The organism is Cellulosimicrobium funkei (assembly GCF_004519295.1).
Lineage (GTDB): Bacteria > Actinomycetota > Actinomycetes > Actinomycetales > Cellulomonadaceae > Cellulosimicrobium > Cellulosimicrobium funkei.
The window spans coordinates 299,774-326,325 of record NZ_SOZH01000001.1; the positions used below are offsets into that span (position 1 = coordinate 299,774).

Below are 26,552 nucleotides of genomic sequence, written 5' to 3' on the forward strand. Positions count from 1 at the left end.
CCCCGGTGCAGAGTCGCGCCGAGAGCACGTCGCGCACCGTGGCGAGACGCAGGCGGCACCGCCGCCGGACCAGGAGGAACGATGGACCTCGCACGTCACCGCTCCCTGACACCGCCCCGCACCCCGGCCGGGCCCCGACCCCGCGCCCGGCGGCGCCTCGCGGGCGCGCTCGTCGCCGCGCTCACGGCTGCCGCCGCGGCGCTCACCGTCACCGTGCCCGCGACGTCGGCCGCCGCCGCGCCCGGTGACCTCCTGTGGTCCGACGAGTTCGACGGCGCGGCGGGCTCGGCGCCGAACCCCGCCGTCTGGAACCACGAGACCGGTGCGCACGGGTGGGGCAACGCCGAGCTGCAGAACTACACGGCCTCGCGCGCCAACTCCGCGCTCGACGGCCAGGGCAACCTCGTCATCACCGCGCGTCGCGAGGGCGACGGGTCGTACACGTCGGCCCGCATGACGACCCAGGGCAAGTACCAGCCGCAGTACGGGCGCATCGAGGCGCGCATCCAGATCCCGCGCGGCCAGGGGATCTGGCCGGCGTTCTGGATGCTCGGCGGGAGCTTCCCCGGGACGCCGTGGCCGTCGTCGGGCGAGATCGACATCATGGAGAACGTCGGGTTCGAGCCGCACCGCGTGCACGGCACGGTGCACGGCCCGGGGTACTCCGGCGGCTCCGGCATCACGGGCATGTACCAGCACCCGCAGGGCTGGTCTTTCGCGGACACGTTCCACACGTTCGCGGTCGACTGGAAGCCGGGGGAGATCACGTGGTTCGTCGACGGCCAGCAGTTCCACCGCGTCACGCGCGCGAGCGTCGGCGCGAACGCCTGGGTGTTCGACCAGCCGTTCTTCCTCATCCTCAACGTCGCGGTCGGCGGGCAGTGGCCCGGCTACCCCGACGGCACGACCCAGCTCCCGCAGCAGATGAAGGTCGACTACGTGCGCGTCTACGACAACGGCTCGGGCTCGTCGAACCCGGGGAACCCCGGCACCGGCCTGCCCACGGGGACCGGCGCGGTGCGCGCCGCGAACGGCATGTGCGTCGACGTCCCGTGGGCGGACCCGACCGACGGCAACCAGGTGCAGATCGTCACGTGCAGCGGCAACGCCGCGCAGACCTGGACGCGCGGCTCCGACGGGACCGTCCGTGCGCTCGGCAAGTGCCTCGACGTGCGCGACGGCGCGACGACGCGCGGCGCCGCCGTGCAGGTGTGGACGTGCAACGGGACGGGTGCGCAGAAGTGGGCGTACGACGCGGGGAGCAAGGCACTCCGCAACCCGCAGTCCGGGCTCTGCCTCGACGTCACGGGCGGCGCGCCCCTGCACGACGGCCAGCGGCTGCAGACCTGGACCTGCAACGGCACGACCGCGCAGCAGTGGACGGTGTGACGGCCGGCTGATCCGGCGACCGCGGCGACCGGCCGCGCGGGAGGGGCACCCCGGGGTGCGTCACCCGCGCGCGGTCGCCGCGTCGTCGGGCGGGTCGACGCGCGGGCCCGGCTCGCCCTGCTCGCCCGGTCCGGATGGGCGGCCGCCCGGCTCGCGCGGGCCGAGCCGGCTCGCGACCATCGGCAGCACGATCACCGACAGCACGCCCGCGCCGACGAGCGCCGCCCCGACCTGCGACGTCATGGCGCCCTGCTCGACGGCGATCTCCGTGAGCGCGACGAGCAGCGGCAGCGCGGTCGCCGCGTAGAGCGCGGTCTGGACGCGCTCGACCGACGGCAGCTCGCGCCGGAACCACAGGAGCACCGGGCCGCCCCGCACGACCACCATGAGCGCGAAGAACGTCAGCGGCAGCAGCGGGGACGCGACGATGGAGTCGATGTCCAGGCCCATGCCGGAGCTCACGAAGAACACCGGCACGAACACGCCCCACGCGACCGCGTCGAGCTTCTTCTCCAGCGCCTCGACGTCGCCGGGCGCCCAGCGCCGCAGCACCATGCCGCCGACGAACGCGCCCAGCACCGCGTCGAACCCGAGCCCCGCGGCGAGCGCGAGCAGCACGACGAGCAGCAGCACCGTGAGGCGCAGCGTGCTCTGGCCGGTCCCGTGCTCCGCCGCGCTGAAGAGGCGGTCGCCGCCGAGGGCCTTGAGGCGCCCCAGCCGGCCGGGTAGCGCGGACAGCGCGACCGCGACGACCGCGAACAGGACGAGCAGGATCGCCGCGACCCCGCTCTCGCGCGTCCCGAGCAGCACGGCCATGGCGACGATCGGTCCGAGCTCGCCCACCGCGCCGACCACGAGCACCGCCCGGCCCAGCCGCGAGCCGAGCTGACCGCCGTCGCGCAGGATGGGGAGCACCACGCCGAGCGCCGTCGTTGTCAGCGCGATCGCCCCCGCCGCGACGGCGTGCGGCGAGTCGTGACCGACGATCGCGAGGACGAGCACGGCGCCGACGACGAGCGACGTCAGCCACGCCGCTCCGGCCCGCCGTCCGACGCGCTCGCGCAGGAGGCTCGGCTCGAGCTCGTACCCGGCCAGCAGGAAGAGGAAGCCCATGCCGAGGTCCGAGAGGAGCGTGACGTCGTCGGGCGTGGCGAGGTCGAGCGCGGACGGCCCGACGAGGATGCCGCCCAGCAGCAGCACGACGACCTGCGGGACGCGCGACTGCACGGGCATGAGGCCCGTGAGCAGCGGCGCCAGCAGGGCGACGACGAACACCGGCACGAGCGGGGCGTAGACGTTCACGGACGGCTCCCGGTGGTCGGCGGCGGCGAGCACCAGGATGGCGCAGCGGCCGAGGTCGCGCGCGGGAAGCGGCGGGCGCATCTTGACGGCGGTCGCGGCCCGGCCTAGCGTCGGCCGGGCCGCGTGACGCGCGGCACCTGGATCGGCAGACAGGACCACTGAGCCGGCGCACCGTGGCGCCGGAGCCGCGCCCCGGTGAGCGACGAGCCACCAGGAGGCACCATGACCAGCACCGACGCAGCGACCAGGACGTGGGTCCGCGACCCGCTCGGCGTGTTCACCGCCGACGACTCCCCGGACGCCCCGGACGCGCGCGGCGGCCTCGTCGTCGAGGGCGGGGTGATCGTCGAGCTCGTCGCGGCCGGCGCGCAGCCGTCCGCTCCCGTCGACGAGACGTTCGACGCGTCGCAGCACGTGCTCACGCCGGGCCTGATCAACACGCACCACCACTTCTATCAGACGCTCACGCGGGCCTGGGGGCCGGTCGCCGACGCCCCGCTCTTCCCCTGGCTGCAGCGCCTCTACCCGGTCTGGGCGCGCCTCACGCCGCGCGACCACGAGCTCGCGACGACCGTCGCCCTCGCCGAGCTCCTGCTCTCCGGCTGCACGACGGCGGCCGACCACCACTACGTCTTCCCCGCCGGTCTCGACGACGCGATCGACCTCCAGGTCGCCGCCGTCCGACGGCTCGGGATGCGCGCGACCCTCACGCGCGGCTCCATGACGCTCGGCCAGGACGACGGCGGCCTGCCGCCGCAGTCGGTCGTCCAGGACCTCGACACGATCCTCGCGGACTCGCGGCGGCTCGTGGACACGTACCACGAGCGGGGTGCCGGGGCGCAGGTGCAGATCGCGTTCGCGCCCTGCTCGCCGTTCTCGGTGACGACCGACGCGATGCGCGAGAGCGCGGCGCTCGCGGAGGAGCTCGACGTCCGCCTGCACACGCACCTCGCCGAGACGATCGACGAGGAGGACTTCTGCCGCGAGCGCTTCGGGATGCGCACGGTCGACTACCTGGAGTCCGTCGGCTGGCTCACGGACCGCGCCTGGCTCGGCCACGGCATCCACCTCGACGACGACGAGGTGCGCCGCCTCGGGGCGGCGGGGACCGGCGTCGCGCACTGCCCGACGTCGAACATGCGCCTCGCGTCGGGCATCGCCCGGGCCGTGGAGCTGGAGGACGCGGGCGCGCCCGTCGGGCTCGGGGTCGACGGCTCGGCGTCGAACGACGCCTCGACGATGATCCTCGAGGCGCGCCAGGCGCTCTACCTCCAGCGCCTCCGGTACGGCGCGGACATCCCCGTGACCCGCGCGCTCGGCTGGGGCACGCGCGGGTCGGCGCGCGTGCTGGGGCGGGACGACGTCGGCGTGCTCGCGGTCGGCAAGCAGGCCGACCTCGCGCTGTGGCGGCTCGACGAGCTGCGCTTCTCCGGCGCGCACGACCCGGTCGCCGCGCTCCTGCTGTGCGGCGCCGACCGCGCGGACCGCGTCATGGTGGGCGGCGCGTGGCGCGTCGTCGACGGCGCGATCCCCGGGCTCGACCTCGGCGCCCTCGCGGCCGAGCACTCGGCGGCGGCCCGGCGCCTCGTCGCGGGGTGAGCCGCGGCCGGCGGGGACGGGCCGGGCCGACGCCCGGGCGCCCCCGCCGGCTCAGAGCTCGCGGTAGTAGTGGACGACGGGCAGCGCGGTGAAGCCGCTCGACTCGTACAGGGCGCGCGCTGCCCCGTGGCCCGGGTCGCCGCCGGTCCAGACGTTGGCGTAGGCGCATCCGGCGTCGCGCATGAGCGCGAGGGCAGCGTCCACGAGCCGGCGGCCGATGCCGTCGCCCTGCACGTCGGGGTCGACGGCGATGATCTCCAGGTCGGCGGTGCGCGCGCCCTCCGGCGCGGGCTCGCCGAGCACCGTGGTGGCGAACCCGACGACCCGGCCGTCGCGCTCCGCGACGACCGTCGTCGCGGGGTGCTTCTCGCACGCGCCCCGCACCTCCGCCGCCTGGCTGCGGCGCCAGTCGGGGTAGGCGAGGTCGTAGAGGCGCTCCCCGAGAATCTCGCGCCAGGAGGCGAACGCGCTCTCCCACGCGCGCAGCGACAGCGCGACGACCGCGTCGAGGTCGGCGGGGCGGTAGGGCCGCAGGGTCGTGGTCACCGGTGGAGCGTAGGGAGGACGCGCGGCGCGGTGCCAGCGCTTTGCCGCGTCGCACGGGCGACGTCACGGGCGGCGGCGGACGGGCAACGTCGGGCGGTCGCGACCGTCCCCGCTGGCCACGCACGAGTTGCGGCAGGGACTTGACACAGGTCACACGAGGCGTTCGAATAGTGGAAGTTGTTTTCCGCCAAGCGGAACGATAGCTGACGAGGAGGTCCGCTATGAATGCGCGAGCCACGAGGGCCACGGACGGCGCCGAACGGCGCCCGGTACGCCCCGAGGACGAGCGGCTGCCCATCGGGTCGACGTTCGGGTACGGGTTCCAGCACGTGCTCACGATGTACGGCGGCATCATCGCCCCCCCGCTCATCGTGGGGAGCGCCGCGGGCCTGACCGGCGCCGAGATCGGGATGCTCGTCGCGGCGTCCCTCTTCATCGGCGGCCTCGCGACGATCCTGCAGACGGTGGGCATCCCCTTCTTCGGGTCCCAGCTGCCGCTGGTCCAGGGCGTGTCCTTCGCGGGCGTGTCCACGATGGTCGCGATCGTCAACGGCGGGGGAGGGATCCCGGGCGTCCTGGGCGCGGTGCTCGTCGCCTCCGTGATCGGCCTGCTCATCACCCCGTTCTTCGCGCAGATCATCCGGTTCTTCCCGCCGGTGGTGACGGGCGTCGTCATCACGACGATCGGGCTCACGCTCATGCCCGTCGCGGCCAACTGGGCGATGGGCGGCAACGCGAGCGCGCCCGACTACGGCTCGGTGAGCAACATCGGCCTCGCCGCGCTGACGTTCGCGATCGTCATCCTGCTGTCCAAGGTCGGCAGCGGCACGATCTCGCGCCTGTCGATCCTCATCGCGATCGTCGTCGGGACGCTCATCGCCCTCGCGCTCGGCAAGGCCGACTTCTCCGGCGTCGGCGACGGTCCCGTCGCCGCGTTCCCGTCGTTCCTCGGCTTCGGGGCGCCGACGTTCGAGATCGCCGCGATCATCTCCATGCTCATCGTCATCCTCGTGACCCTCACCGAGACGACGGCCGACATCATCGCCGTCGGCGAGATCGTCGGCACCAAGGTGAACCGCAAGCGCATCGCGGACGGCCTCCGGGCCGACATGGCGTCGTCCATCGTGTCGCCGTTCTTCGGGTCCTTCACGCAGTCGGCGTTCGCGCAGAACGTCGGCCTCGTGGCCATCACGGGCGTGAAGTCGCGGTTCGTCGTGGGGGCGGGAGGCGCGATCCTCGTGATCCTCGGCCTGCTGCCGGTCCTTGGCCGCGTCGTCGCCGCGGTGCCGACGCCGGTCCTCGGCGGTGCGGGCGTCGTCCTGTTCGGCTCGGTCGCGGCGTCGGGCATCCGCACGCTCGCCAAGGTCGACTACTCGCGCCCGATGAACCTCATCATCGTGGCGGCGTCGATCTCGTTCGGCATGATCCCCATCGCCAAGCCCGACTTCTACGACCAGTTCCCCACGTGGTTCGGGATCATCTTCCACTCGGGCATCAGCTCGGCCGCGGTCATGGCGATCCTGCTCAACCTGCTCTTCAACCACCTGAAGTTCGGCACGCCGCCCGACCCGTCGGTGTTCGCCGCCGGGGCGGAGCACGGTGCGAACGCCGTGGACGACGAGGACCTGGAGGACCTCCAGGACGACGGCGTCCTCAACGGCTCGACGCGCCGGCCGGTCGCCGTCGACGCCGCGGCGCCGGCACCCGACGCCCCGGCGTCGGACGGCGACGGACGGCAGGTCGGTACGACCGCCGGAGCGGGCGACCGCGCCGACGACCCGGCCGCACCGGGCGACGGCACCGCCGCGCCGCGCCAGCACGCCGTCGCCCCGCTCCCGCGGACCGCGACCCCGTAGCGACGGCACAGCGTCGTGCCCGACGCCGCCCCGCACTCCACGCGTCCCTCACGCCGGGTGCGGGGCGTCGTCGCGCCCGGGCCGTGTAGCGTCGTGGGTCGGCGTCGAGCACGGCGTCCCGACCCCGACCGCAGGACCGCACCATGAGCACCCCCACGCCCGAACGCCCGGCACCGTCCGCGAGCGGGGCACCGTCCACGACCGGGCCGACCGGCGACGCGACCGTCGACAGCGGCGCGGACCCGAGCGCCGACCACCTGGGCAGCGGGCTGCGCACGCGGCACCTGACGATGATGGGCCTCGGCTCCGCGATCGGCGCCGGGCTGTTCCTCGGCTCCGGCGTCGGGATCGCCACCGCCGGCCCGGCCGTGCTCGTGTCGTACGCGATCGCGGGCGTCGTCGTCATCCTCGTCATGCGGATGCTCGCCGAGATGGCGAGCGCGCGCCCCGCGAGCGGGTCGTTCTCCGTCTACGCGGAGGAGGCGCTCGGGCCGTGGGCCGGGTTCCTGCTCGGCTGGCTGTACTGGTTCATGCTCGTCATGGTGCTCGGCGCCGAGATCACCGGGGCCGCGCGCATCGTCACCGGCTGGTACCCCGACGTGCCGCAGTGGGGCGTCGCGCTCGCCGTGGTCGTCGTGTTCGCGGTGATCAACCTGTGGGGCGTGCGGCAGTTCGGCGAGCTCGAGTTCTGGTTCGCGTTCGTCAAGGTCGCGGCGATCGTCGGGTTCCTCGTCGTCGGCGTGCTGCTCGTGCTCGGCCTGCTGCCCGGGACGGAGCCCGTCGGCACGTCGAACCTGCTCGGCCAGGGCGGCTTCGCCCCGGAGGGGTGGGGCGGCATCGCGGCGGGGCTGCTCGTCGTCGTCTTCGCGTTCGGCGGCATCGAGATCGTCACGATCGCCGCGGCCGAGGCGCGCGAGCCGCGCACCGCCGTCGCGCGCGCGACGCGCAGCATCGTGTGGCGGATCCTCGTGTTCTACCTGGGCTCGGTCGCGATCATGGTGCTCGTGCTCCCGTGGGACTCGCCGCTGCTCGCCGAGAGCCCGTTCGTCGCGGTGCTCGACCTCGCCGGGCTGCCGGGCGCGGCGCGCGTCATGGAGGTCGTCGTCGTGGTCGCGCTGCTCTCGGCGTTCAACGCGAACGTGTACGGCACGTCGCGCATGGCCTACTCGCTGGCCGGGCGCGGCGACGGCCCGCGCGCGCTGCGGCGCGTGTCGCGGCGCGACGTCCCCTGGGTGTCGGTGCTGGTCTCCGTGTTCTTCGCGCTCGTCGCGGTCGGGCTGAACTGGCTCCTGCCGGAGGCGCTGCTGGGCATCCTGCTCAACGCCGTGGGCGCCGCGCTGCTCGTCGTGTGGGTCCTCGTCGCCGTCTCGCAGCTGCGGCTCCGTCGGCGGATCGAGGCGCAGGCCCGCGCGTCGGGCGAGCCGATGACCCTGCGTATGTGGGGCTTCCCGTGGCTCACGTGGGCGGTGCTCGTGGGTCTCGCGGCGCTCGCCGTCCTCATGCTGACCGACGCCGCCGCGCGCGCCCAGCTCGTGTCCACCGCGGGGCTCGTGGTCGTGATCCTCGCGGTGTACCTCGTCACCCGGCGGGGCCGGGCGCGGCGCGGTGCGGCGGCGGGGGCGCGCGCCGACGGGTGAGCCGTCGCCCACGGCGTGCACGGACGTGCGCCCCGGACGGTGCACAATGAACGGATGACCTATCGCGTCCTGAGGCTCATCCTGTCGCTGCTCGCCTACGTGCTGCTGCGGCCCCAGGTGACAGGTCGCAACAACATCCCGCGCCACGGTGCGGTGATCCTCGCGAGCAACCACCTGTCGTTCATCGACTCGCTGCTCATCCCGATCGTCGCGCCGCGGCACGTGACGTTCCTCGCCAAGGCCGAGTACTTCACGGGCCGCGGGATCAAGGGCCGCCTGTCGCGGTGGTTCTTCACGACGATCGGCATGATCCCCGTCCAGCGCGACGACCCGCGCGCCGGGCAGCGCTCGCTCGAGGACGCGCTCGAGGTGCTCCAGCGCGGCGGCGCGTTCGGGATCTACCCCGAGGGCACGCGCTCGCGCGACGGCAAGCTGCACCCGGGCCGCACGGGCGTCGCGTGGCTCGCGCTCGCCGGGCACGCGCCCGTCGTCCCCGTCGCCGTGCGCGGCACGGACAAGGTCCAGCCGGTCGGCAAGCGGATCCCGCGCCTGCACCGCGTCGAGGTGCACTTCGGCAAGCCCATCGACCCGCAGCGCCAGATCACGGCCGGGACCAAGCCGGCGCAGGCGCGCCGCGAGCTCACGGACGAGGTCATGGCGTCGATCCACCGCATGAGCGGCCAGGACCTCGCGGCCTGACGGCGGTCAGCCGCCGATCGAGCTCAGGCCGAACGCCGTCGCGAACCCGAGCACGGTGACGAGGCCGGTGACCGGGCCGCCGAACTCCGTCGCCTCGGGGATCATCGTGTCGACGAGCATGGTGAGCAGCGCCCCCGCGGCGAACGCCTGGGTGACCGCCACGACGGCGGGCGACGCGCCGTCGAGCGCGAGGTAGCCGATCCCGGCCGCGAGCGCCGAGACGAGCGTCGTCGACCCCCACAGCACCCACAGCCGCGACGGCTTCGTGCCGGCCTTGAGCAGCCCCGCCGTCGCCGACATCGCCTCGGGCAGGTTGGACACGAAGACGGCGGCGAGCATCGCGACGCTCACCCCGCCGCCCCCGATGAGCGTCGCGCCGAGCACCACGGACTCGGGGATGCCGTCGAGCACGGTGCCGAGCGCGATCGCCGCGCCGCCGGTCCCGCCCGCGGCCTGGACCGACTCCTTCTGCACGCCCGTGGAGCGCTTGCGGCCCTCGCCGCCCATCCGGTCGATGATCCGGTCGCCGACGAAGAACGTCAGCGCCCCGCCCGCGAGACCCGCGAGCAGGACGAGCCCGCTCGCGCGGGTCGACGCGTCCTCCACGAGGTCGTAGGCGACCGCGCTGATGAGCACGCCCGAGCCGAACGCCATGACGAGCCCGACGAGCCGCTGGCCCGGCGGGCGCCAGAAGACGAGCGCGGCCCCGAGGAGCAGCGACGACGCCCCGACGAGGCCCCACCAGAACCCGATCACGCTCCCATTGGACCAGCGGGCGTGCCGGGGCGCGCGGCGTCGCGCACGCCGCGGTTCCCCCGTCGAGGGGATGTGCCGCGCGGGCGGCGCGGTGAGACTGGGGGCCATGACGACCGACGCGCGCCCGCCGCGAGGGTGGGGACGGGTGCTCGCCCCGCTGCGCAGCACGGCCACCGTGCGCGCCGGGGTGCTCCTCGTGGTCGGCGGCGTCGTCGCCGGGGCGTACGCGGCACTCGTCGCGGGGTTCGTGCAGATGTTCGCGTCCCTCCAGACGCCGCGCGTCGCGACGGTCGTCCTGGCGCTCGTGACGGCGGTCCTCGCGAGCGCGCCCCCGTTCCTCGCGCCCGTGCGGACGCTCGAGATCGCGGCGGCGCGGACGTTCCTCGACGTCGACGTGCCGCTCCCCGCAGCCGGCGCCGCCCCGCCGGGGGCGGCGACGCGCTGGCGGGCCGCGGCCTGGTACGCGCTGCACCTGGCCCTCGGGGCGGCGGTCGTGGTCGTGGTGCTGTTCGGGGTCCCGGTCGCGACGCAGCTCGTGCTGTCCGCGACGGGCGTCGAGCCGGTGCTGCTCGCCGACTGGCGACCGTGGGAGGCGCTGCCCGCGTGGACGTGGCTGCTCACCGCGGTGCTCGTGCTGCTCGCCGTCCCGTACGTCGTGGCGCTCGCGCGCGCCGTGCTGCGCCAGGCGGCCCTCCCGCTGCTCGGCCCGGACCAGACGGAGCAGATCGCGGAGCTCGAGGCGGCCGCAGACCGTGCGGCCGAGCGGGGCCGGCTCGCGCGCGAGCTGCACGACTCGGTCGGCCACGCGCTGACCGTCACGACGCTCCAGGCGGCCGCGGCGGCACGCCTGCTGGACTCCGACCCGCCCGCGGCGCGCCGTGCGCTCGCCGCGATCGAGGAGACGGGCCGCAGCGCGATGGCGGACCTCGACCACGTGCTCGGCCTCCTGCGCGCGGACGTCCCGGGGGCGCCGCCCCGCGCCCCGGCCCGCACCCTCGCCGACCTCGACGCACTGCTCGACGACGCGCGCGGCACGGGCGCCGACGTGCGGCTCGCGCGGGACGGCGCCGCGCTGCCCGACGTCCCGCGCGCCGTGTCGCAGGAGGCGTACCGGGTCGTGCAGGAGGCGCTGACCAACGCGCTGCGCCACGCGCCCGGCGAGCCCGTCGCCGTCGAGGTGGCGCCCGGTCCCGGTGACGCGCTGGTCGTCGAGGTGCGCAACCCGCTCGGGGCGGGGACACGGCGTCGGGCACCCGACGGCGGCGCGCGCGAGCACCGCGGCCTCGCGGGCATGCGCGAACGGGCCCACCTGCTGCGCGGGGAGGTCGCGGCCGGTCCCGCGCCCGACGGCGGCGCCTGGGTCGTGCGCGCGACGTTCCCGCGCGCGGGGTCGTCGCGATGAGCGCGGGCCCCGGCAGGAGCGGTCCCGTGACGGGGACGGTCCGCGTGGTGCTCGTCGACGACGAGCCGCTCGTGCGCGCGGGGCTGCGCGTCATCCTCGACGCGGAGCCGGACCTGGAGGTCGTCGGCGAGGCGGGGGACGGCGCGGAGGTGCCGGGCGTCGTCGCGCGGTCGCGGCCCGACGTCGTGCTCATGGACGTGCGGATGCCGCGCGTCGACGGGATCGCGGCGACGCGGGCGCTGCTCGCGCGCGACGGCGCTCCGCGCGTGCTCGTGCTCACGACCTTCGAGAACGACGACCACGTGCTCGACGCGCTCCGGGCCGGGGCGCACGGCTTCCTGCTCAAGCGCGCTCGCCCGGAGGAGGTCGCGCAGGCGGTGCGCGTCGTCGCGCGCGGCGAGTCGCTGCTCTTCCCCGACGCCGTGCGACGCCTCGCGACGGCGCACCCGCCCACGGGCGACGCGCTGCGCGGCGCGCGCCTGACCGAGCGGGAGGGGGAGGTGCTGCGGCTGGTCGCGCAGGGGCTGTCGAACGCAGAGATCGCGGCCGAGCTCTACCTCGGCGTCGAGACCGTGCGCACGCACGTGGGCAACGTCCTCGCCAAGCTCGGCGTCCGGGACCGCACGCAGGCCGTGGTGCGCGCGTACGAGTCGGGGTTCGTGCGGGCGGGCTGACGCGCGCGCCGACCGCCCCGGTGCGACGATCGCGCCATGGACCTCTCCGTGCTCACCCGCCCCGCCCCGCCCGTGCCGCCCGTCGCGACGGTCGCGCGCGTCGCGCTGGGGCTCGCCCTGGTCGGGGCCGGGATCAGCCACCTCACGGTCGCGCGCGAGGAGTTCCAGGCGCAGGTCCCGTCCTGGTTCCCCGTGGACGACGACGTGACGGTGCTCGCGTCGGGCGCCGTCGAGATCGCGCTCGGCGGGTCGCTCGTCGTGCTGTCCCGGTGGCGCGTCGCCGTCGGGCTCGTCGCCGCCGCGTTCTTCGTGGTGATCTTCCCGGGGAACGTCGGGCAGTGGCTCGAGCACCAGGACGGGTTCGGCCTCGACACCGACGCCAAGCGGTTCGGGCGCCTGTTCTTCCAGCCCGTGCTCGTGGCGTGGGCGCTCTGGTCCACGGGCGCCCTCCGGGCGCTGCGTCGGGCGAGCCCGCGCGACTGATCCCCTGACGCGCCGGCCGGTCGCTGCCGGACCGGTCGCGCCGGAGCGCGGTCACCCGCGCGGGGGAGCGGGCTCGCCGTGCCGGGGGATCCGCTGGCGGGCGGGGTCCGGGAGCGTCGAGGCATGACCACCTCGACACCGCACCCGCCCCTGTCCGACCGCACGCCCGCACCCGCGCCGTCGGCCGACGACCACCGACCGTCCACCCGCGGCGGACCACCCGCCCGTCCCGGGCGGCCGTCCCGTGGCCGCTGGGTCGCCCCCGCCGCAGCGGCGTGGTGGACCCTCGGCGGCGTCGTCGCGCTCGTCGTCACCCTGACCGGCGGCACGCTCGCCGTCGGTGCCGCGAACGACCTGTCGTTCGGCGCCCTGAGCAGGGTTCCGGGCGCGACCCTCACGCCGTGGGTCGCGGTCCTCGCGCTCGTCGGCGCGGCCACCGCGCTGCGCGCGTGGCTCGGGGCCCGGCGCGGTCCCGTCGCCCGGGCCGACCGCGCGCTGACCGTCGCGGCGACCGCGGTCGTCTCGGTCGGGGTGCTCGCCCTCACCGACGCGTCGATCCTCGCCCGGCTCGGGTACCTGCCGGTCACGCTCGTCATGGCGCCGTTCGACCCCCTGATCCGCGCCGCGTTCGAGGACTTCCTCGGCGCCGGCCCGCTCACGCAGCTCGCGCTCCTCGGCGGCGGTGCCCTGCTCGTCGCCTCGACGTGGCGGTTCGTGCGCCGCGGGGCCGGGGCGTGCGCGTCCTGCGGGCGCCGCCACGACGGCCACGACCCGGCGTGGACCACGCCCGCCGCCGCGGCGCGCTGGGGCCGGACCGCCGCGCTCGTCGCCGCCGCGATCCCCACCTTCTACGCGGTCACGCGCATCGCCTGGGTGCTCGGCATCCCGCTCGGCTTCTCGCCCGACGACGTCGCGCAGCTCGCCGGGGACGACGGCTGGGTCGCGGCGCTCGGCCTGGGCGGCTTCGCGCTCGTCGGCGCGGTGCTCACGCTCGGCCTGTTCCAGCGCTGGGGCGAGGTCTTCCCGCGCTGGACGGTCGGGCTCGCAGGCCGCCGCGTGCCGGTGGGGCTCGCGGTGGTCCCCGCGACGGTCGTCGCGATCGCGGTGCTCCCCGCGGGGCTCTCGCTCATCGTCCTCGGGTTCGGCGAGAGCCAGCTGGCCCTGACCGCGGACTCGTGGGGCGCCGTCGGGCCGACGCTCCTGTGGCCGGTCTGGTCGCTCGCGCTCGGCGCGGCGACCTACGCCTACTGGCTCCGACGCCGTGGCGCGTGCCGGGTGTGCGGGCGCGGGTGAGCCAGGCGGCGTTGGCCCGGAGCGCGCACCAGGACCCAGAATCAGGAGCGGGTACCGATCGTGCAGAGAGAGGCTCCTCATGTCCGACACGCTCACGCCGCAGGCCGCCGCCGCCCGAGCAGGCGTCAGCCTCGACACGCTCCGCTACTACGAGCGGGAGGGGCTCATCGGGCCGATCGCCCGCACGGCCGGCGGGCACCGGGCCTACGACGGGGACGACCTGTTCTGGATCGGGCTGGTGACGTGCCTCCGGGACGCAGGGCTGGGGATCTCCGAGCTGCGCGAGTTCACGTCGCTCCTCCGCCGCGAGGGGAGCCCCGCGGACCGCGTCGCGTTCCTCCAGGGCCATCGTCGGGAGCTGCACGAGCGCAGGGCGCGGATCGACCTCGCGCTCGGCGTGCTCGACGAGAAGATCGCGTACTACCGCGAGCAGGCGGGAGAGGCCCCGGGCCCGGGCGTCGAGGGGGAGCCGGGTCCGCCGTCGAGCACCGCTTGACCTGGAGCGCGCTCCAGCATCGAGCATCGGGGCATGACCGCACAGCAGAACGCCCCCCAGATCGTCCTCGGGACCATGGACCACGGCACGCGCGTGGAGCAGACCACCGCGTTCCGGCTGCTCGACCGCTTCGTCGAGGCCGGCGGCCACTGGCTCGACACCGCCAACTGCTACGCCTTCTGGACCGACCCGAGCGGGCTGGGCGGCGCCAGCGAGCGCGTGCTCGGCGCGTGGCTGCGGGCGAACCCGGGGGCGCGCTCGGCCGTCGGGCTCGCGACCAAGGTCCGTCAGGACCCGCTCGTCGCGCACGCGTGGCCCGAGAGCGCGGAGGGGCTCTCCGCGTCCGCCGTCCGGGCCGGGCTCGACGGGAGCCTCGAGCGCCTCGGCGTCGACCACGTCGACCTGCTGTGGGCGCACGCGGAGGACCGGACGGTCGACCTCGGCGAGACCGTCGCCGCGTTCGGGGAGGCGGTGGCCGAGGGGCGTGCCACCCGGATCGGCGCGGCCAACCACGCGTCGTGGCGGGTGCAGCAGGCGCGTGACCTCGCGCGTCGGCAGGGCGTGGCCGCGTGGTCGGCGCTGCAGCTCCGACACTCCCTCGTGCAGCCCCGCCCGGGCACGACGGTCCCGGAGGCGGGCCACAAGCTCCTGTCCCCGGACGACCTCGACCACGCGCGCACGGAAGGGCTCGACCTGTGGTGCTACACGCCCCTGATGATGGGCGGGTACTCCCGTGCGGACCGTCCGTTCTCCGCGGGCTACGCCCACCCCGGGACCGAGCGCGTGCTCCGCGTGCTCGACGAGGTCGCCCGGGAGACCGGCGCGACGCCGAACCAGGTCGTCCTGGCCTGGCTCATGAGCCAGGGGATCTCGCCCATCGTCGGGGCGAGCAGGGTCGAGCAGGTCGACGAGGCGATGGCCGCGCGCGACGTCGCGCTGTCCCCGAGCCAGCTGGACCGCTTTGCCGACGCCCGCTGACCCCTCGGCGGGGCTACTGCGGCTCGGCGGGGCCGTCCTGGCCGGCCACGAGGTCGCCGCAGCTCGTCTCCTGCGCCGTCGTGACCACCGGGTCGTCGGCGGCGGCGCCCTGTGCGACCGTCTCCTCCTCGCCGTTCGTCGCGACCTTCGCGCCCGTGTCGAGGTCGACGAAGGTGCGCGACACCGTGAAGGTGGAGCCGTCGTCGGGCACGGCGTTCAGGCCCGCGAGGCGCAGCGTGCCGTCGACCTCGGTGCAGCCGACGCCCGTGCCGAAGCCCGTGAAGCCCTTGTCGAACGTGTAGGGCTCGTCCTGGGCGTTCTGCGTCGGCGTCAGGGCGCAGTCGGCGGCCGAGAGCAGCAGGACCTCGCGCCCGGTGTCGACGAGCGCGATCGGCGCGGTCCCGTCGCCCGCCGCGACGAGCTGGACGATCGCGCTCGCCGGCTGCGGGCTCGCCGACTCGACGGGTGCGGAGAACGTGGCGCCGGACGCCGTCGTGATGCCGAACGTGCGGTCCGCGCCGCCGGTCAGCCACGCGGTGTCCGGGCGGCCGTCGCCGTCGACGTCGACGATCTCGTGCGTGCCCGCCCCGGCGGGGACGCCGTCGCCGGTGGCGGGGCACCCCTCCGCGGCGGGGGTCGAGGCGCCGTCGGTGGGCGACGCCGCGTCGGTGGGGGACGGGCTCGCGGGAGCGCTCGTCGACGGCGCGGGCGTCTCGACGGCGGGCGCGTCGTCCGTCGGGCGGTTGACCAGCCACACGACGAGCGCGATCACCAGCACCGCCACGACCGTGACGACGATCCACGGCCACGTTCGGCGCGTCGGCGCGGGCTCGGGGTCAGGCGTGGGGAACGGGTCGTTCGGCGTGGTCATGTCCCCAGGCAACCACCACGCGCGGGGGACGGCACCCCGGACGCGTCACGTTGGGTCACGTCCGCCCGAGATGCGAGAACCCGCTTCCGGTCGACCGCCCGGCCCGAGGACCATGTCGCCATGACCGGCACCCGACCTCCCGCCGGGCGCGCCCCGCGCCCCGGCGTGCTGTGTCGACGGGGCGACGGACCCCGACACGTCGCGAGGTAGGCCGCGCTCTCGCGGTCGTCGCGCGGCCGTCCGTCGCCCCTGCCCGGACCGCCGACCTCCCGACTCCCTGCGACAGGACCACCATGAGCGAGCACGAGACCCCCGGCGCCGCGCGCGTCGAACCACCCGTCACCGTCGAGACCGTCCGCCGCGTCCACCTCTCCGAGGACTGGCTCGCGACCGGCGTCGGCCTCCTGATCGTGGCCCTCGGCCTCCTCGGGCTGATCCCCGAAGGGCTGGTGCCGTGATGAGCGCCCCCACCCCGCCGCCCGCGGCGACGAGCACCACGCCGACCACCGACCCGGCGACGGACCCCGAGGGGCGCGGCCCGACGTCGGGCACGAGCCTGGAGGAGTCCGTCGTCCAGGACGGGCGCAACCCCGGGGCGGGCTACGTCGTCGCCGGGGTCGTCGTCCTCCTCGGCCTCGCGTGGTCGGTCCGCTACCTGGAGCAGCACGTGCCCGACTGGCTCGCGGGCACGTCGCTGGCGGGCATCGCCAAGGCGGTCGAGTACCCGGTGTACGCGATCGCGCTCGGCCTGCTCGGCAACCTCGTGCTCACCGCGCTCGGGCTCCGCGACCGGCTCTCCGCTGCGTTCCGCACCGAGCTCTTCATCAAGACCGGGCTCGTCCTGCTCGGCGCGACGGTGAACCTGGCGCTCATCGTGTCCGCGGCGGGCCCGGCGATCGCCCAGGCGTTCCTGCTCATCACGCTCGTGTTCGGGTTCACGTGGTGGCTCGGCGGACGCCTCGGTATCGAGGACCGGCTCCGGGCGCTGCTCGCGTCCGCGGTGTCGATCTGCGGGGTGAGCGCCGCGATCAGCGCGGCCGGTGCGGTGCAGGCGAAGAAGGAGCAGCTCGCGTACACGGCGAGCGTCGTCATCCTCTTCGCGCTCCCGTCGATCTTCGTCCTCCCGGCGCTGGCCGAGTCGCTCGGCCTCAGCCCGGCCGTCGCGGGCGCCTGGATCGGGGGCAACATCGACACGACGGCGGCCGTCACCGCGGCGGGCGCCCTCGCGGGGGACGAGGCGCTCCAGGTCGCGGCCATCGTCAAGGCGACCCAGAACGCGCTCATCGGCGTCGTCGCCGTCGCCCTCACCGCGTACTTCGCGTTCAAGGTCGAGCGGACGCCGGGAGCCTCGGCCCCGCGCGTGCGCGAGCTGTGGACGCGGTTCCCGAAGTTCGTGCTCGGCTTCCTTGCCGCGTCCGTCGCCGCCACGGTGTACGTCGGCGCCGTGGGCGCCGACGCGTCGGCGGACCAGATCGCGGTCCTCAAGTCGCTGAGCACCGTGTTCTTCATCGTCGCGTTCGTCTCGATCGGCCTGGAGTTCAAGGTCACGGCCGTGCGCGAGGCGGGCTGGAAGCCGCTCGTCGTGTTCGGGTCCGCGACGGTGTTCAACCTCGTGGTGGGGCTCGCCCTCGCGAGCGTGCTGTTCGCGAACCTGGAGGTCTGACACGCCAGTCCTGACGCGCGAGGTAGAGGCGTGGTCCTCGGACCGTGCCTCTGTCTCGTGGCGCGGGGCCCCGAGCGGGGCCGGGCGGTCAGCGGCGCAGGACCCGGGCGAGCGAGCGGGTGAGCGCGTCGCCGTCGGGCCCGTGCGCCGTCGGGACGCCCCCGACGTCGCCCGGCAGGCTGCCCGGCGCGGGCAGCGGCGAGCCGTGCGCGAGGACCTGCTGCGCGGGCGTCAGCTCGCGGATCGCGACGGCCGCGACGTGGCCCGGGTGGCGCCGCGCGGCGCGCGCGTAGATGTCGGGGTCGTGCTGGCCGTCGTCGCCGATCAGCAGCCAGTCGACGTCGGGCAGCTCGCGGAACAGCCGGTCGAGCGACGTGTCCTTGTGCTCCGGGCCGCTGCGGAACCAGCCCGTGTTGGTGGGGCCCCAGTCGGTGAGCAGCAGCGGGCCGGGCGGGAAGCCGTGGCGCTGGAGGAAGCGCCGCAGGTTGGCGGCGGTGTTCCACGCGCCCGTCGACACGTAGACGAACGGGGTGCCGGGCCGCGACGTCGCGATGCCGCGGTACAGCGCCGCCATGCCCGGCACCGGCACGCGGGCGCTCGAGTGCCGCACGAACGTGTTCCACGCCGCGATGAACGGGCGCGGGACGGCGGTCACCATCGCGGTGTCGTCGATGTCCGAGACGACGCCGAGCCGGCGCCCGTCGGCCACGACGAACACCCGGCCGGTCGCCGTCGCGCCCGCCGAGGTGCGGAACGAGACGTCGTGCCAGCCCGGCGCGAGGTCGACGTCGATCACCCGGTCGAGGTAGCCGCCGCGGTCGGACACGAGGTCGACCGTCGTGCCGCCCACCCGCACGCGGACCTCCTCGCGCGGGGCCGGGGCGGTGAAGAAGTAGCGCCAGCCGCGGCGGTCCGCGGACTCGCGCTCGTGCAGCGCCGGGTCGAACGCGGGGCTCGCGAGCAGCACCCGGCCCAGCACGCGCACGCGGCGCGGGCTCCCGTAGCCGGCGAACGGCTCGACGCGCGGGCGCCACCCGCGGGCCTTCTGGAAGCGGGAGACGACGGCGCGCCACCGGTCCTCGAGCCGCGCGGCCCGGTGGGGGCGCTGGCTCGGGGTGGGCTCGCTCGGGACGGTCGGTACGGGTGCGGTCTGTGGCATGGCTCGCGGCGCTGTCCTCGGTCGGGGGTGGCGGGTCAACCCTGTCACAGCCTGCCCACGCGCGCGGGGTGTCGCTCGGGGCGGCGGTCGTCGCCGGCGAGCGCGTGCGGGCCCGGCGGGCCGTGCCTAGCGTGGCCGCGTGAGCGACGAGACCTCCCGGAACCCTGCGGACCTGCCCGGCCGTCCCGTGCCGGACGGCGTGAGCGACGCGACCGTCGAGGCGCTCGGTGCCCTGAGCGAGGCGCTCGAGACGACGGAACGCGCGCGCGGGCACCTCTACACGTTCCACCAGCTCACCGGTGAGGCGGACCTCGCCCTCGGCGACGCGGTCGAGAAGCTGCGCGCCGCGGGGCACACCGAGGTCGCGGACCGCATCGAGACGGACCTCGTGGGCCGCAACGTCGTCCCCGGCCGCTGGACGTTCCAGCTCGTCGAGGAGTACGACGACGGCTACTGGTCGGCGTTCCGCGAGCACGAGCGCGCCGCGCGCGACGGGCTCGCGGGCGGCGCACGGCACCTGTTCGAGGCCCGGATGAAGCAGGACCGGCGCACGGCGGGCCGCCCCGGGCACGAGGCCGGCCCCGACGACGTGCGGTGACGTCCCGCCGTCGGCGCAGGACCGCGGTCCGCACGACCGATGAGTCCGGGCGCGCTCGTCGGTCCCAGGGGCAGGACCGACGAGAGGACCGCCATGACCACCACCGACCAGCCGGCCGCGCGACCCGACGCCCCCGACGCACCCGAGGGCACGCTCGTCCCCGGTTTCAGCTCTCCCGGCGCGCGCCCCGTCCCGTGGGAGACGGTGCGCGGCGCGCTCGAACGGGCCGAGATCTCGTGGATCTCGACCGTGCGCCCTGACGGGCGCCCGCACGTCACGCCGCTCATGACGGTCGTCGCCGACGGCCGCCTCCACGTGACCACCGGGCCCGACGAGCGCAAGGCCCGCAACCTGGCCGAGAACGCGCGCGTCGTCCTCACGACCGGGACGAACGCCTACGAGGACGCGCTCGACGTCGTCGTCGAGGGCACCGCCGCGCGCGTCACCGACGACGCGGCGCTGCGCCGCCTCGCCGAGCGGTGGCGCTGCAAGTACGGCGACGACTGGACGTTCGACGTCGGGGACGGCGTGTTCCTCCACGACGGCGACCCGGCGCTCGTCTTCGCCGTGCGGCCCGAGGTCGTGTTCGCGTACGAGCGCACGTCCGAGCACGCGGCGATGCGGTGGCGGTTCGGCCAGGACGGTCCGGAGCCGGGCCCGGGGTCGCCGCGCGCGCCGCAGCCCGCCCCGTGAGGCGGGCTGCGGCGTCGGGCGGGGTCAGTTGCGCGTGATGGTGAAGGTGGACGTCGTGTTCTCGATGTCCCGGTAGTTGCCCGAGAACGTGAGGTTGGTGAACGTCGCGGTGCCGACGGCCGGCCCCTGGCCCGCCTCCGGCATCGGGTTGGCCCAGATGCCGTAGCCGGACTTGGCGTCGTAGGCGTCGCCGCTCTTCTTCGCCCCGGTAATCGTGACGTTGGTGAACGTCGGGTTCTGGAAGGTGTTCTGCGGCTGCCCGCCGACGTAGTTCGTCTGGAACATGATCCCGGAGTACGTCGGGTCGACGACGTCGAGGTTGTTCACCTGGATGTTCCCGAACGCCTTGGACGCCGAGAACATCCAGACGGCCCCGAACACCTGGTTGCCCCAGAAGTGCCCGCCGGAGCGGACGACGGTGATCCCGTCGAACACGGTGGGCGCCGGGCCAAAGCCCTCCATCGGGTACCCGAAGTCGAGCGAGCTGATCGTGACGCCCGAGTAGACCAGGGTGTCCGCGATGTAGATGTTGCGGAACGTGTTGTCCTGGCCGCCGTAGACCGCGAGCCCGGCGGCGCGCCACGTGTTGGTCGAGGTGAGGTTCTCGAACACGTTGCCGCGCTGCCCGCTGCCGCCGTTGTCGGTGGCCGCGAAGAGCGCGAACGAGTCGTCGCCCGTGCCGCGCGCCTGGTTGTTGTGCACGTGGTTGTTCGCGCTGCCGTTGGTCATGTTGATCGCGTCGGCGAACGTGTTCCGGATGCGGGAGTTCTTGACCTCCGAGTCGTCCATGTTCGAGGCCCAGAACATGCAGATCATGTGCTCGACCCAGATGTTGTCGATCGTCATGTTCTTCACGTTGGCGAAGTCGAACACCTTGCCCGGCCCGTCGATGCGCGACGTGTAGTTGCCGAAGTAGGCGAAGTCGCGGAAAGACGAGCCGTTGGCGCTCGCCTCGGCACGGAAGCCGACGTCCGTGTTCTCCTGGCCCTGCGGCGCGAAGAACCGCGTGAACCACGGCCCGGCGCCGACGACGTCGACCCCCTTGCCGTACACCTGGAACTTGCTCGCCGTCTGGTAGTCGCCCGCGGGCAGGTAGACGCCCTTGAGCGTGCCCGTCGTGTCCATGCGGACCTTGTCGAGCGCGGCCTGGACGTCCTGGTGCGTGAAGCCCGCGGGCTGCGTGTACTGCGCGGGGTTCGGGTTGGCTCGCGGCGTCGCGAGCTCGAGGTCGACGAAGTCGATCGCGTACTGCGACGTGTTCTGCGCGGTCTTCTGCAGGCGGATCTTCGAGCCCGCGGGGACCGTGGTGCCGAGCAGCGTGCTCGCCTCGTCGTAGATGTGGCGCGGCGCGCCCTGGCTCGGCTGGTTGCCCGGGTTGGTCTCGTTGCCGTAGAGCCACGCGTAGCGCGACGTCAGGTCGATGTTCTTGAGGAACTGGCCGTCCACGTAGATCGCCAGCGTCGCGTTCGTGCCGCCGCCGCCCGCCGAGTCCGGGATGGAGAAGCGGGTGAGGAGCGTGTTCGTCGGAGCCTTGGTGGTCCACTCGACGTAGGCGCCGGTCTGGTTGAGCGTCACCGCGCGACGGCCGGACGCCTCGCCTGCGAGGTCGCCGACGACGCGGTTGGGAGCGAGCACGCTCGCGCCGTCACCCGTGACGCCGTCCTCGGCCTCGTACGTGTCGAACGGGAGGTTGGCGCCGCGTCCCACGAACAGCGCGCGGGTCGCGGTGTTGTTGGCCTGCTTCGCGGCGACCTCGGTGGAGTCCGGCGCGGCGACGACCTTGACGTCGTAGCTGCCGTTCGCGGCGGTCCACGTGCCGAGGTCGACGCTGGCGCTGCTCGCGCCCGCGGCGATCGCGCCGCTCACGGAGCCGGTGAGGGTGCGCACGACGGCGCCCGTGGCCTTGTTCGTCACGGTCACGGTGAGGCCGTGCGCCGCCGCGGAGGTCGCGACGTTGCCCTGGTTGGCGATCGTCGCGGAGAACGTCACCGTGCTGCCCGCCGACGGGTTGGTCGGCGCCCACGTGAGCGTCGGGACGAGGTCAGAGCTCGGGACGGCCGTGACGACGAGCGGGGTGGGGTTCGCGTAGGCGTTGTTGCTCTCGTCCTGCTCCGGGACCGTGCCGCCCGCGTCGGCGACCGCGCCGATCGTGTAGCTGCCTGCGGGGCGCGCGCCGACGTCGGCGGTGACGGTCGCCTGGGCGCCGGCGGCGAGGCCGCCGACCGGCTTCGTGGCGACCGTCTGGCCGTTGAGCGTGAACGCGACGTCGGTCGCGGCGGATGCCTGGGTGCCGATGTTCTTGACGACGGCCGACAGCGTGATCGCCTGCGACTCGAGCGGTGACGCGGGGGTCGCGGTGACGCTCGTGACGACGAGGTCGGGGTTGGGTGCGGGAGTGCCGAACACCTGCAGCTCGGCGACCTGGCCGTTGCCGGAGCCGGAGTTCCCGGTGAACCGGAGGCGCACGTCCTTGGCCGTGCCGGTGACGGGCACCGTCACCGTGTTCCCGGACGTCGGGGAGAACGCGTAGCCCGCCGACGGCTTGAGCGTCTGCCACGCGCCGGTCGCGGTCGCGCGACCCTGGACCTCGAAGGTCTGGGTGCGCGGGCCCCAGGCGGACGCCGGCGGGAGCTTGACGACGACGTTCGTGAGCTGTGTCGCGGAGTCGAGGGACACGCTGAGCGTGCTCGGGTACTCGCCGCCCGCGCCTTCCCAGTAGGTCGACGTGCTGTCGTCGTTCGCGTTCTTCGCCACGAACTGCCACTCCGTCGACGACGCCTCGATCGGCTTGTTCAGGGCGAGGTTGGTGCCGGCGGGCGGCTGGGGGTTCCCGGGCCCCGGGTCCGTGCCGCCGGCGGTGCCGCGCACCTCGAGCTCCGAGAGCTGCCCGGCAGGCCAGCCGGTGTTCGCCGTGATCTGCACGCGCACGTAGCGGGCAGGCGTGTCCGGCACGTCGATCGTCACGGTGTTCCCGGACCCCGGGGCGAACGTGTACGCCTGGCTCGCCGTGAGGGTCGTGAAGCTCGAGCCGTCCGTGCTCGACTGCACGCTGAGGGTCTGGCTGCGCGCCCCCCAGCCCGTGGGCAGCTTGAGCACGAGGTCCTCGACCGTGGCGGTCGTGCCGAGGTCGACCTGCGCCCACTGCGGGAACGTGTTGTTTGTCGACTCCCAGTACGTGCTCTGGTTGCCGTCGGTGAGGTTGCCGGACAGGTACGGCGAGGTGTTGCTGCTCGCGGCCGTCGCCTTCCCCGTGGACAGCACCGTGGGCGCCGCCGTCGCGGTGGTCGTCAGGCCGAGCGGGACGAGCAGGGCGGTCGCCGCCGCCGTCGCGGCGACGAGCCGGAGCCGGGGCCGGGGCCGGCGCTGCGGTGCGCGGGCAGGTGTGCGGTTCGACGTGCTGGGTCGATGTCTCATCGGTGTCCTCGATCTCCCGTCGTCGTCGACGGGCGTCAGGCCGCGCCGAGCGCGACCCCGCACCGGACCGGACGGCCGGGTCGGAGGACGGGCCACGGCGCACGTCCGGCCGTGGCCGGATGGCTCGGGTCAGTACCTTCGAGAATTGCGGACCCGCTGTGCCGCACCGCACAACGGAGTGTTGATTTCTTGCGTCAACACGCAAGAACGCTACTGGCGGGTGAAGGGCGCGTCAAGAGATGTCGCAAGCACCCGATGCGCCTGGTTCGTCGCAGGAGCAGCCGCCGTCGCGAGGGGCCCCGCTTTTCCCTCGGCGAAACACGGTGCCCCTCGCGCGTGCAGGGTTCACCGCGACGAACGGGGCCCGGGCGCCCGGGAGCAGGGGTCGGTGGCGCGGGTCGCGGCCGCCGTGACGGTGCCGTCCTCCTCCGCGCTCGACGGCGGCCTCCTCGATCAGCACGCCCGTGTGGTGCGCGACCCGCCGGTCCAGCGGCTCGAGGCCGGCGTCCGACCCGAGGTCGGCCTCGAGCGCCCCGGCGCCGTACCCGGCCGCGAGCGACTCGAGGCAGGGCTCGTGGACCTCGGCCTCGCCGCCTTCTCTCCGACCTGTGTCGGCGGGGTGCGACCCTTGCGCACCGGTAGGGTCCGCGCATGATGCTGTCCACAGGCCTGGGGTTCCTCAGCCTGCTCTACGTCCTCGTGCTCGTGACGATCGCGGTGCTGGTCATCTGGGCGCTGGTGCTGACGATCATGCTGCTCCGCAGCGTGCTCGCGGAGCGCGCGGCGCGTGGGCCCGCGGGCGGGCCGCCGGCGCCTCCGCTCTGACTCCTGCGCCGCGGTCAGTCGACCGCGGGCCCGAAGCGCTCGGTCTTGATCCGCGCCGGGTCGTGGCCGAGCGCCACGAGCTGTCGCGCGACGGCCTCGACGAAGCCCGTCGGCCCGCACACGAAGCACGCGGGCTCGATCTCGGGCGGCCAGCCCCACGCGGCGAGCTCGCGCCGCTCGAGGCGACCGGGCCCGCGCATCGAGCCGAGCGGGGTCGACCGGGTGTGGACGACGTGGACGTCGAGCCCGTCGTGCGCGGCGGCGAGGCGGTCGAGGTCGTCGACGTACAGCATGTCCTCGGGGCGGCGAACCGAGTACACGAGCCGGAACGGCGTGCGGTCGCCGGCGTCGCTCCGGGTGCGGAGCATCGCCATGAGCGGCACGAGGCCCGACCCGCCGGCCGCGAGCAGCACGGGCGTCCCGGCGTCGCGCTCCGGCGACCAGACGAACCACCCGCCGACCGGCCCACGCAGCTCGATCGCGTCGCCCACCGCGAACACGTCGGTGAGGTACGTCGAGACCTCGCCACCGGGGACCCGCTGGACGGTGACCTCGACGCGCGCGGGGGCGCCGCCGTCGGGCACCGTGCCGTCCTGCGGGACGGCGGGCGGACCGCCCGGGGAGGGGTCGTCGTCGGGCAGAGGGGTGCGCGTCGCGGCGCTGCCGATCGAGTAGCTGCGCTCGGCGGTGTAGCCGTCGGGCGCGGTGAGGCGCAGGTCGACGTGCTGGCCGGCGAGGTGGCCGGGCCACGCGGGGACCTCGAGGACGAGCGTCCGCGCGGACGGGCTCTCCGCCCACGCGTCGACGAGCGTCGCGACCTGCCAGCGCGACGGCGTCGCGTACCGCGCGCCGAGGCGGACGGGCGCCTCAGTCACCCTGGTACCTCTGCTCGCGCCACGGGTCGCCGAGGTCGTGGTAGCCGAGCCGCTCCCAGAAGCCCTGCCGGTCCATGGGCATGAGCGTGATGCTGTTGACCCACTTCGCCGACTTCCAGAAGTACAGGTGCGGCACGAGGAGCCGCGCGGGGCCGCCGTGCACGGGGTGCAGCGGGGCGCCGTCGAAGGTGTGCACGACCCACGCCTTGCCACCGAGCAGCTCGGCGACCGGGAGGTTCGTCGTGTAGCCGCCGTAGCAGCCGACCATCGCGAAGTCGGCCGTGGACTCGACCTCGCCGAGGAGCGTGTCGAGCGAGACGCCGCGCCAGGACGTGCCGAACTTCGACCAGCGGGTGACGCAGTGGATGTCGACGGTCGGCTCGTCCTGGGGGAGCGCCAGGAGCTCGGCCCACGACCAGGAGCGGGTCGCGCCGGTCTCGGTGGTGACGTCGAAGCGCCAGGTCGCGGTGTCGACGCGCGGTGTGGGCCCTGCCGAGAGCACGGGGAACCCGGTCTCGACGTACTGGCCCGGCGGGAGCGCCACGCCCTGCGGGCGGGGCCGGCCCTGGAAGCCGGGGGTGAGGGTGCTCATGGCTCACGGTAGGCGCGGCCCGCCAGGCCGCGCCAGGGGTCAGGCGTCCGCGTCGCCCGGCGGCGGTGCGGCGACGAGGCGCACGACGGCGTCGCGCAGCCACGCGCGGTACCGCTCGCACGTCCAGCCCGCACCGGCCGCGAAGTGCGTCCAGCCGTCCGGCGCGAGGAGGTAGGACAGGGACTCGGCGGCCTCGTCCCGCGGCGCGCGCAGCCGGAACCCGTGGTCGGCGAGCACGTCGACGCTCGCGCGCAGGTCCGCGCGGCGGCGGTCGAGGAGCGCCGCGAGCTCGGCGGCGACGGCCTCGTCGGAGCGTGCCGCCGACGTGAACGCCGACCACAGGGCCGCGACGCGCTCGTTCGCCGCCGCCACGAGCGCGACGAGCCCGTCGAGGAAGTCCTCGGGGTCGGTGGTCCCGGCGACGGCCTGGCCCTCGGGCCGGGCGGCGAGCGACTCCTGGCCCTCCGACCCCGCGAACGTCACCTCGAAGGCCGCGAGGAGCAGGGCGCGCTTGGGCCCGTGCGCCTTGACGGTCTCGAGGGACACGCCCGCGCGCTCGGCGACGCGGGCGAGGGTCGTGCGCTCGTAACCGCGCTCGGCGAGCTCCGCGGCCGCCGCGCGCACGACGCGCTCGCGGGTGCGCGCCGCCTGCTCGGTGCGGAGGTCGGACGTGTAGGCGCGGGGGACCACTATTGACTACCCCTCCAGGGTGATGAATACTCCTGACGGTTACCGATCTTCTCACACGCCGC

25 protein-coding genes are annotated in these 26,552 nt (G+C 74.8%); 16 read left to right on the plus strand and 9 right to left on the minus strand.

The window, feature by feature from the left end; translation table 11 throughout:
• Positions 1-81 precede the first annotated feature (81 nt).
• On the plus strand, positions 82-1,389 hold the full coding sequence (locus E1O70_RS01345) for a glycoside hydrolase family 16 protein (RefSeq protein WP_061268958.1): 1,308 nt from the start codon (positions 82-84) through the stop codon (positions 1,387-1,389).
• 60 nt (positions 1,390-1,449) lie between these two features.
• Here the strand turns inward: E1O70_RS01345 and E1O70_RS01350 are convergent, their stop codons facing one another.
• A complete protein-coding gene (locus E1O70_RS01350; RefSeq protein WP_061268957.1) occupies positions 1,450-2,772 on the minus strand; it encodes a cation:proton antiporter in 1,323 nt (440 codons plus the stop codon).
• A gap of 141 nt (positions 2,773-2,913) precedes the next feature.
• Here E1O70_RS01350 and E1O70_RS01355 point away from each other — a divergent pair, with 141 nt between their 5' ends.
• A complete protein-coding gene (locus E1O70_RS01355; RefSeq protein WP_061268956.1) occupies positions 2,914-4,290 on the plus strand; it encodes an 8-oxoguanine deaminase in 1,377 nt (458 codons plus the stop codon).
• A gap of 51 nt (positions 4,291-4,341) precedes the next feature.
• On the opposite strand, the gene E1O70_RS01360 is transcribed toward E1O70_RS01355, so the two are convergent.
• Entirely contained in the window at positions 4,342-4,836 is a 495-nt protein-coding gene (locus E1O70_RS01360) for a GNAT family N-acetyltransferase (RefSeq protein WP_061268955.1), read from the minus strand.
• Between the two features lie 221 nt (positions 4,837-5,057).
• Here E1O70_RS01360 and E1O70_RS01365 point away from each other — a divergent pair, with 221 nt between their 5' ends.
• From E1O70_RS01365 to E1O70_RS01375, 3 genes are all read left to right on the plus strand, one after another.
• On the plus strand, positions 5,058-6,692 hold the full coding sequence (locus E1O70_RS01365) for a nucleobase:cation symporter-2 family protein (protein WP_082774750.1): 1,635 nt from the start codon (positions 5,058-5,060) through the stop codon (positions 6,690-6,692).
• A 143-nt stretch (positions 6,693-6,835) separates the two neighbouring features.
• Positions 6,836-8,329, plus strand: coding sequence for an amino acid permease (locus E1O70_RS01370; protein ID WP_082774749.1), 1,494 nt, complete (start codon positions 6,836-6,838; stop codon positions 8,327-8,329).
• 54 nt (positions 8,330-8,383) lie between these two features.
• Positions 8,384-9,028, plus strand: a complete 645-nt coding sequence (locus tag E1O70_RS01375) for a lysophospholipid acyltransferase family protein (protein ID WP_061268954.1) — start codon at positions 8,384-8,386, stop codon at positions 9,026-9,028.
• 6 nt (positions 9,029-9,034) lie between these two features.
• Here E1O70_RS01375 and E1O70_RS01380 read toward each other — a convergent pair whose 3' ends face one another.
• Positions 9,035-9,784 (minus strand): ZIP family metal transporter, encoded by a 750-nt coding sequence (locus E1O70_RS01380; RefSeq protein ID WP_034654794.1) that lies wholly within the window; start codon positions 9,782-9,784, stop codon positions 9,035-9,037.
• Between the two features lie 106 nt (positions 9,785-9,890).
• Between E1O70_RS01380 and E1O70_RS01385 the strand changes: the two genes are divergently transcribed.
• From E1O70_RS01385 to E1O70_RS01410, 6 genes are all read left to right on the plus strand, one after another.
• Positions 9,891-11,186 carry a sensor histidine kinase gene (locus E1O70_RS01385; RefSeq protein ID WP_061268953.1) on the plus strand — a complete coding sequence of 432 codons (1,296 nt, stop codon included), beginning with the start codon at positions 9,891-9,893 and terminating at the stop codon, positions 11,184-11,186.
• Positions 11,187-11,212: 26 nt separating this feature from the next.
• Positions 11,213-11,860, plus strand: coding sequence for a response regulator (locus E1O70_RS01390; RefSeq protein ID WP_240696558.1), 648 nt, complete (start codon positions 11,213-11,215; stop codon positions 11,858-11,860).
• Between the two features lie 36 nt (positions 11,861-11,896).
• Positions 11,897-12,343, plus strand: a complete 447-nt coding sequence (locus E1O70_RS01395; RefSeq protein ID WP_061268951.1) for a DoxX family protein — start codon at positions 11,897-11,899, stop codon at positions 12,341-12,343.
• A 123-nt stretch (positions 12,344-12,466) separates the two neighbouring features.
• Positions 12,467-13,636, plus strand: a complete 1,170-nt coding sequence (locus E1O70_RS01400) for a hypothetical protein (protein ID WP_174526031.1) — start codon at positions 12,467-12,469, stop codon at positions 13,634-13,636.
• 79 nt (positions 13,637-13,715) lie between these two features.
• Entirely contained in the window at positions 13,716-14,132 is a 417-nt protein-coding gene (locus tag E1O70_RS01405; protein ID WP_009864575.1) for a MerR family transcriptional regulator, read from the plus strand.
• 33 nt (positions 14,133-14,165) lie between these two features.
• Positions 14,166-15,110: an aldo/keto reductase gene (locus tag E1O70_RS01410; protein WP_061268950.1), complete on the plus strand. Its 945-nt coding sequence runs from the start codon at positions 14,166-14,168 to the stop codon at positions 15,108-15,110.
• 13 nt (positions 15,111-15,123) lie between these two features.
• Here E1O70_RS01410 and E1O70_RS01415 read toward each other — a convergent pair whose 3' ends face one another.
• The gene (locus tag E1O70_RS01415; RefSeq protein WP_061268949.1) at positions 15,124-15,981 is read right to left on the minus strand and encodes a hypothetical protein; all 858 of its coding nucleotides are present in this window, start codon (positions 15,979-15,981) and stop codon (positions 15,124-15,126) included.
• Positions 15,982-16,274: 293 nt separating this feature from the next.
• On the opposite strand from E1O70_RS01415, the gene E1O70_RS19775 reads away from it, so the two are divergent.
• Both E1O70_RS19775 and E1O70_RS01420 read left to right on the plus strand, forming a co-directional pair.
• On the plus strand, positions 16,275-16,439 hold the full coding sequence (locus tag E1O70_RS19775) for a hypothetical protein (protein WP_021483057.1): 165 nt from the start codon (positions 16,275-16,277) through the stop codon (positions 16,437-16,439).
• On the plus strand, positions 16,439-17,644 hold the full coding sequence (locus E1O70_RS01420) for a YeiH family protein (RefSeq protein WP_082774748.1): 1,206 nt from the start codon (positions 16,439-16,441) through the stop codon (positions 17,642-17,644). The genes E1O70_RS19775 and E1O70_RS01420 overlap by 1 nt, the downstream gene beginning before the upstream one ends.
• A gap of 88 nt (positions 17,645-17,732) precedes the next feature.
• Here the strand turns inward: E1O70_RS01420 and E1O70_RS01425 are convergent, their stop codons facing one another.
• Positions 17,733-18,803 carry an App1 family protein gene (locus E1O70_RS01425; RefSeq protein WP_061268948.1) on the minus strand — a complete coding sequence of 357 codons (1,071 nt, stop codon included), beginning with the start codon at positions 18,801-18,803 and terminating at the stop codon, positions 17,733-17,735.
• Positions 18,804-18,942: 139 nt separating this feature from the next.
• Here E1O70_RS01425 and E1O70_RS01430 point away from each other — a divergent pair, with 139 nt between their 5' ends.
• Together E1O70_RS01430 and E1O70_RS01435 are read left to right on the plus strand one after the other, a co-directional pair.
• Positions 18,943-19,401, plus strand: a complete 459-nt coding sequence (locus tag E1O70_RS01430; RefSeq protein ID WP_061268947.1) for a hypothetical protein — start codon at positions 18,943-18,945, stop codon at positions 19,399-19,401.
• Between the two features lie 93 nt (positions 19,402-19,494).
• The gene (locus tag E1O70_RS01435) at positions 19,495-20,094 is read left to right on the plus strand and encodes a pyridoxamine 5'-phosphate oxidase family protein (RefSeq protein WP_061268946.1); all 600 of its coding nucleotides are present in this window, start codon (positions 19,495-19,497) and stop codon (positions 20,092-20,094) included.
• A 24-nt stretch (positions 20,095-20,118) separates the two neighbouring features.
• Here the strand turns inward: E1O70_RS01435 and E1O70_RS01440 are convergent, their stop codons facing one another.
• A complete protein-coding gene (locus tag E1O70_RS01440; protein ID WP_082774747.1) occupies positions 20,119-23,508 on the minus strand; it encodes a discoidin domain-containing protein in 3,390 nt (1,129 codons plus the stop codon).
• A gap of 651 nt (positions 23,509-24,159) precedes the next feature.
• Here E1O70_RS01440 and E1O70_RS19780 point away from each other — a divergent pair.
• Positions 24,160-24,333 carry a hypothetical protein gene (locus E1O70_RS19780; RefSeq protein WP_157464326.1) on the plus strand — a complete coding sequence of 58 codons (174 nt, stop codon included), beginning with the start codon at positions 24,160-24,162 and terminating at the stop codon, positions 24,331-24,333.
• Positions 24,334-24,347: 14 nt separating this feature from the next.
• Here E1O70_RS19780 and E1O70_RS01445 read toward each other — a convergent pair whose 3' ends face one another.
• The 3 genes from E1O70_RS01445 to E1O70_RS01455 are packed head-to-tail and all read right to left on the minus strand — an operon-like array spanning position 24,348 to position 26,490.
• Positions 24,348-25,208 carry a ferredoxin reductase gene (locus tag E1O70_RS01445; protein WP_061269377.1) on the minus strand — a complete coding sequence of 287 codons (861 nt, stop codon included), beginning with the start codon at positions 25,206-25,208 and terminating at the stop codon, positions 24,348-24,350.
• Complete coding sequence (locus E1O70_RS01450; protein ID WP_034654951.1) at positions 25,201-25,800, minus strand: sulfite oxidase-like oxidoreductase; 600 nt, start codon at positions 25,798-25,800, stop codon at positions 25,201-25,203. The genes E1O70_RS01445 and E1O70_RS01450 overlap by 8 nt, the downstream gene beginning before the upstream one ends.
• Positions 25,801-25,839: 39 nt before the next feature.
• Positions 25,840-26,490, minus strand: coding sequence for a TetR family transcriptional regulator (locus E1O70_RS01455; protein WP_061269376.1), 651 nt, complete (start codon positions 26,488-26,490; stop codon positions 25,840-25,842).
• Positions 26,491-26,552: the final 62 nt, after the last annotated feature.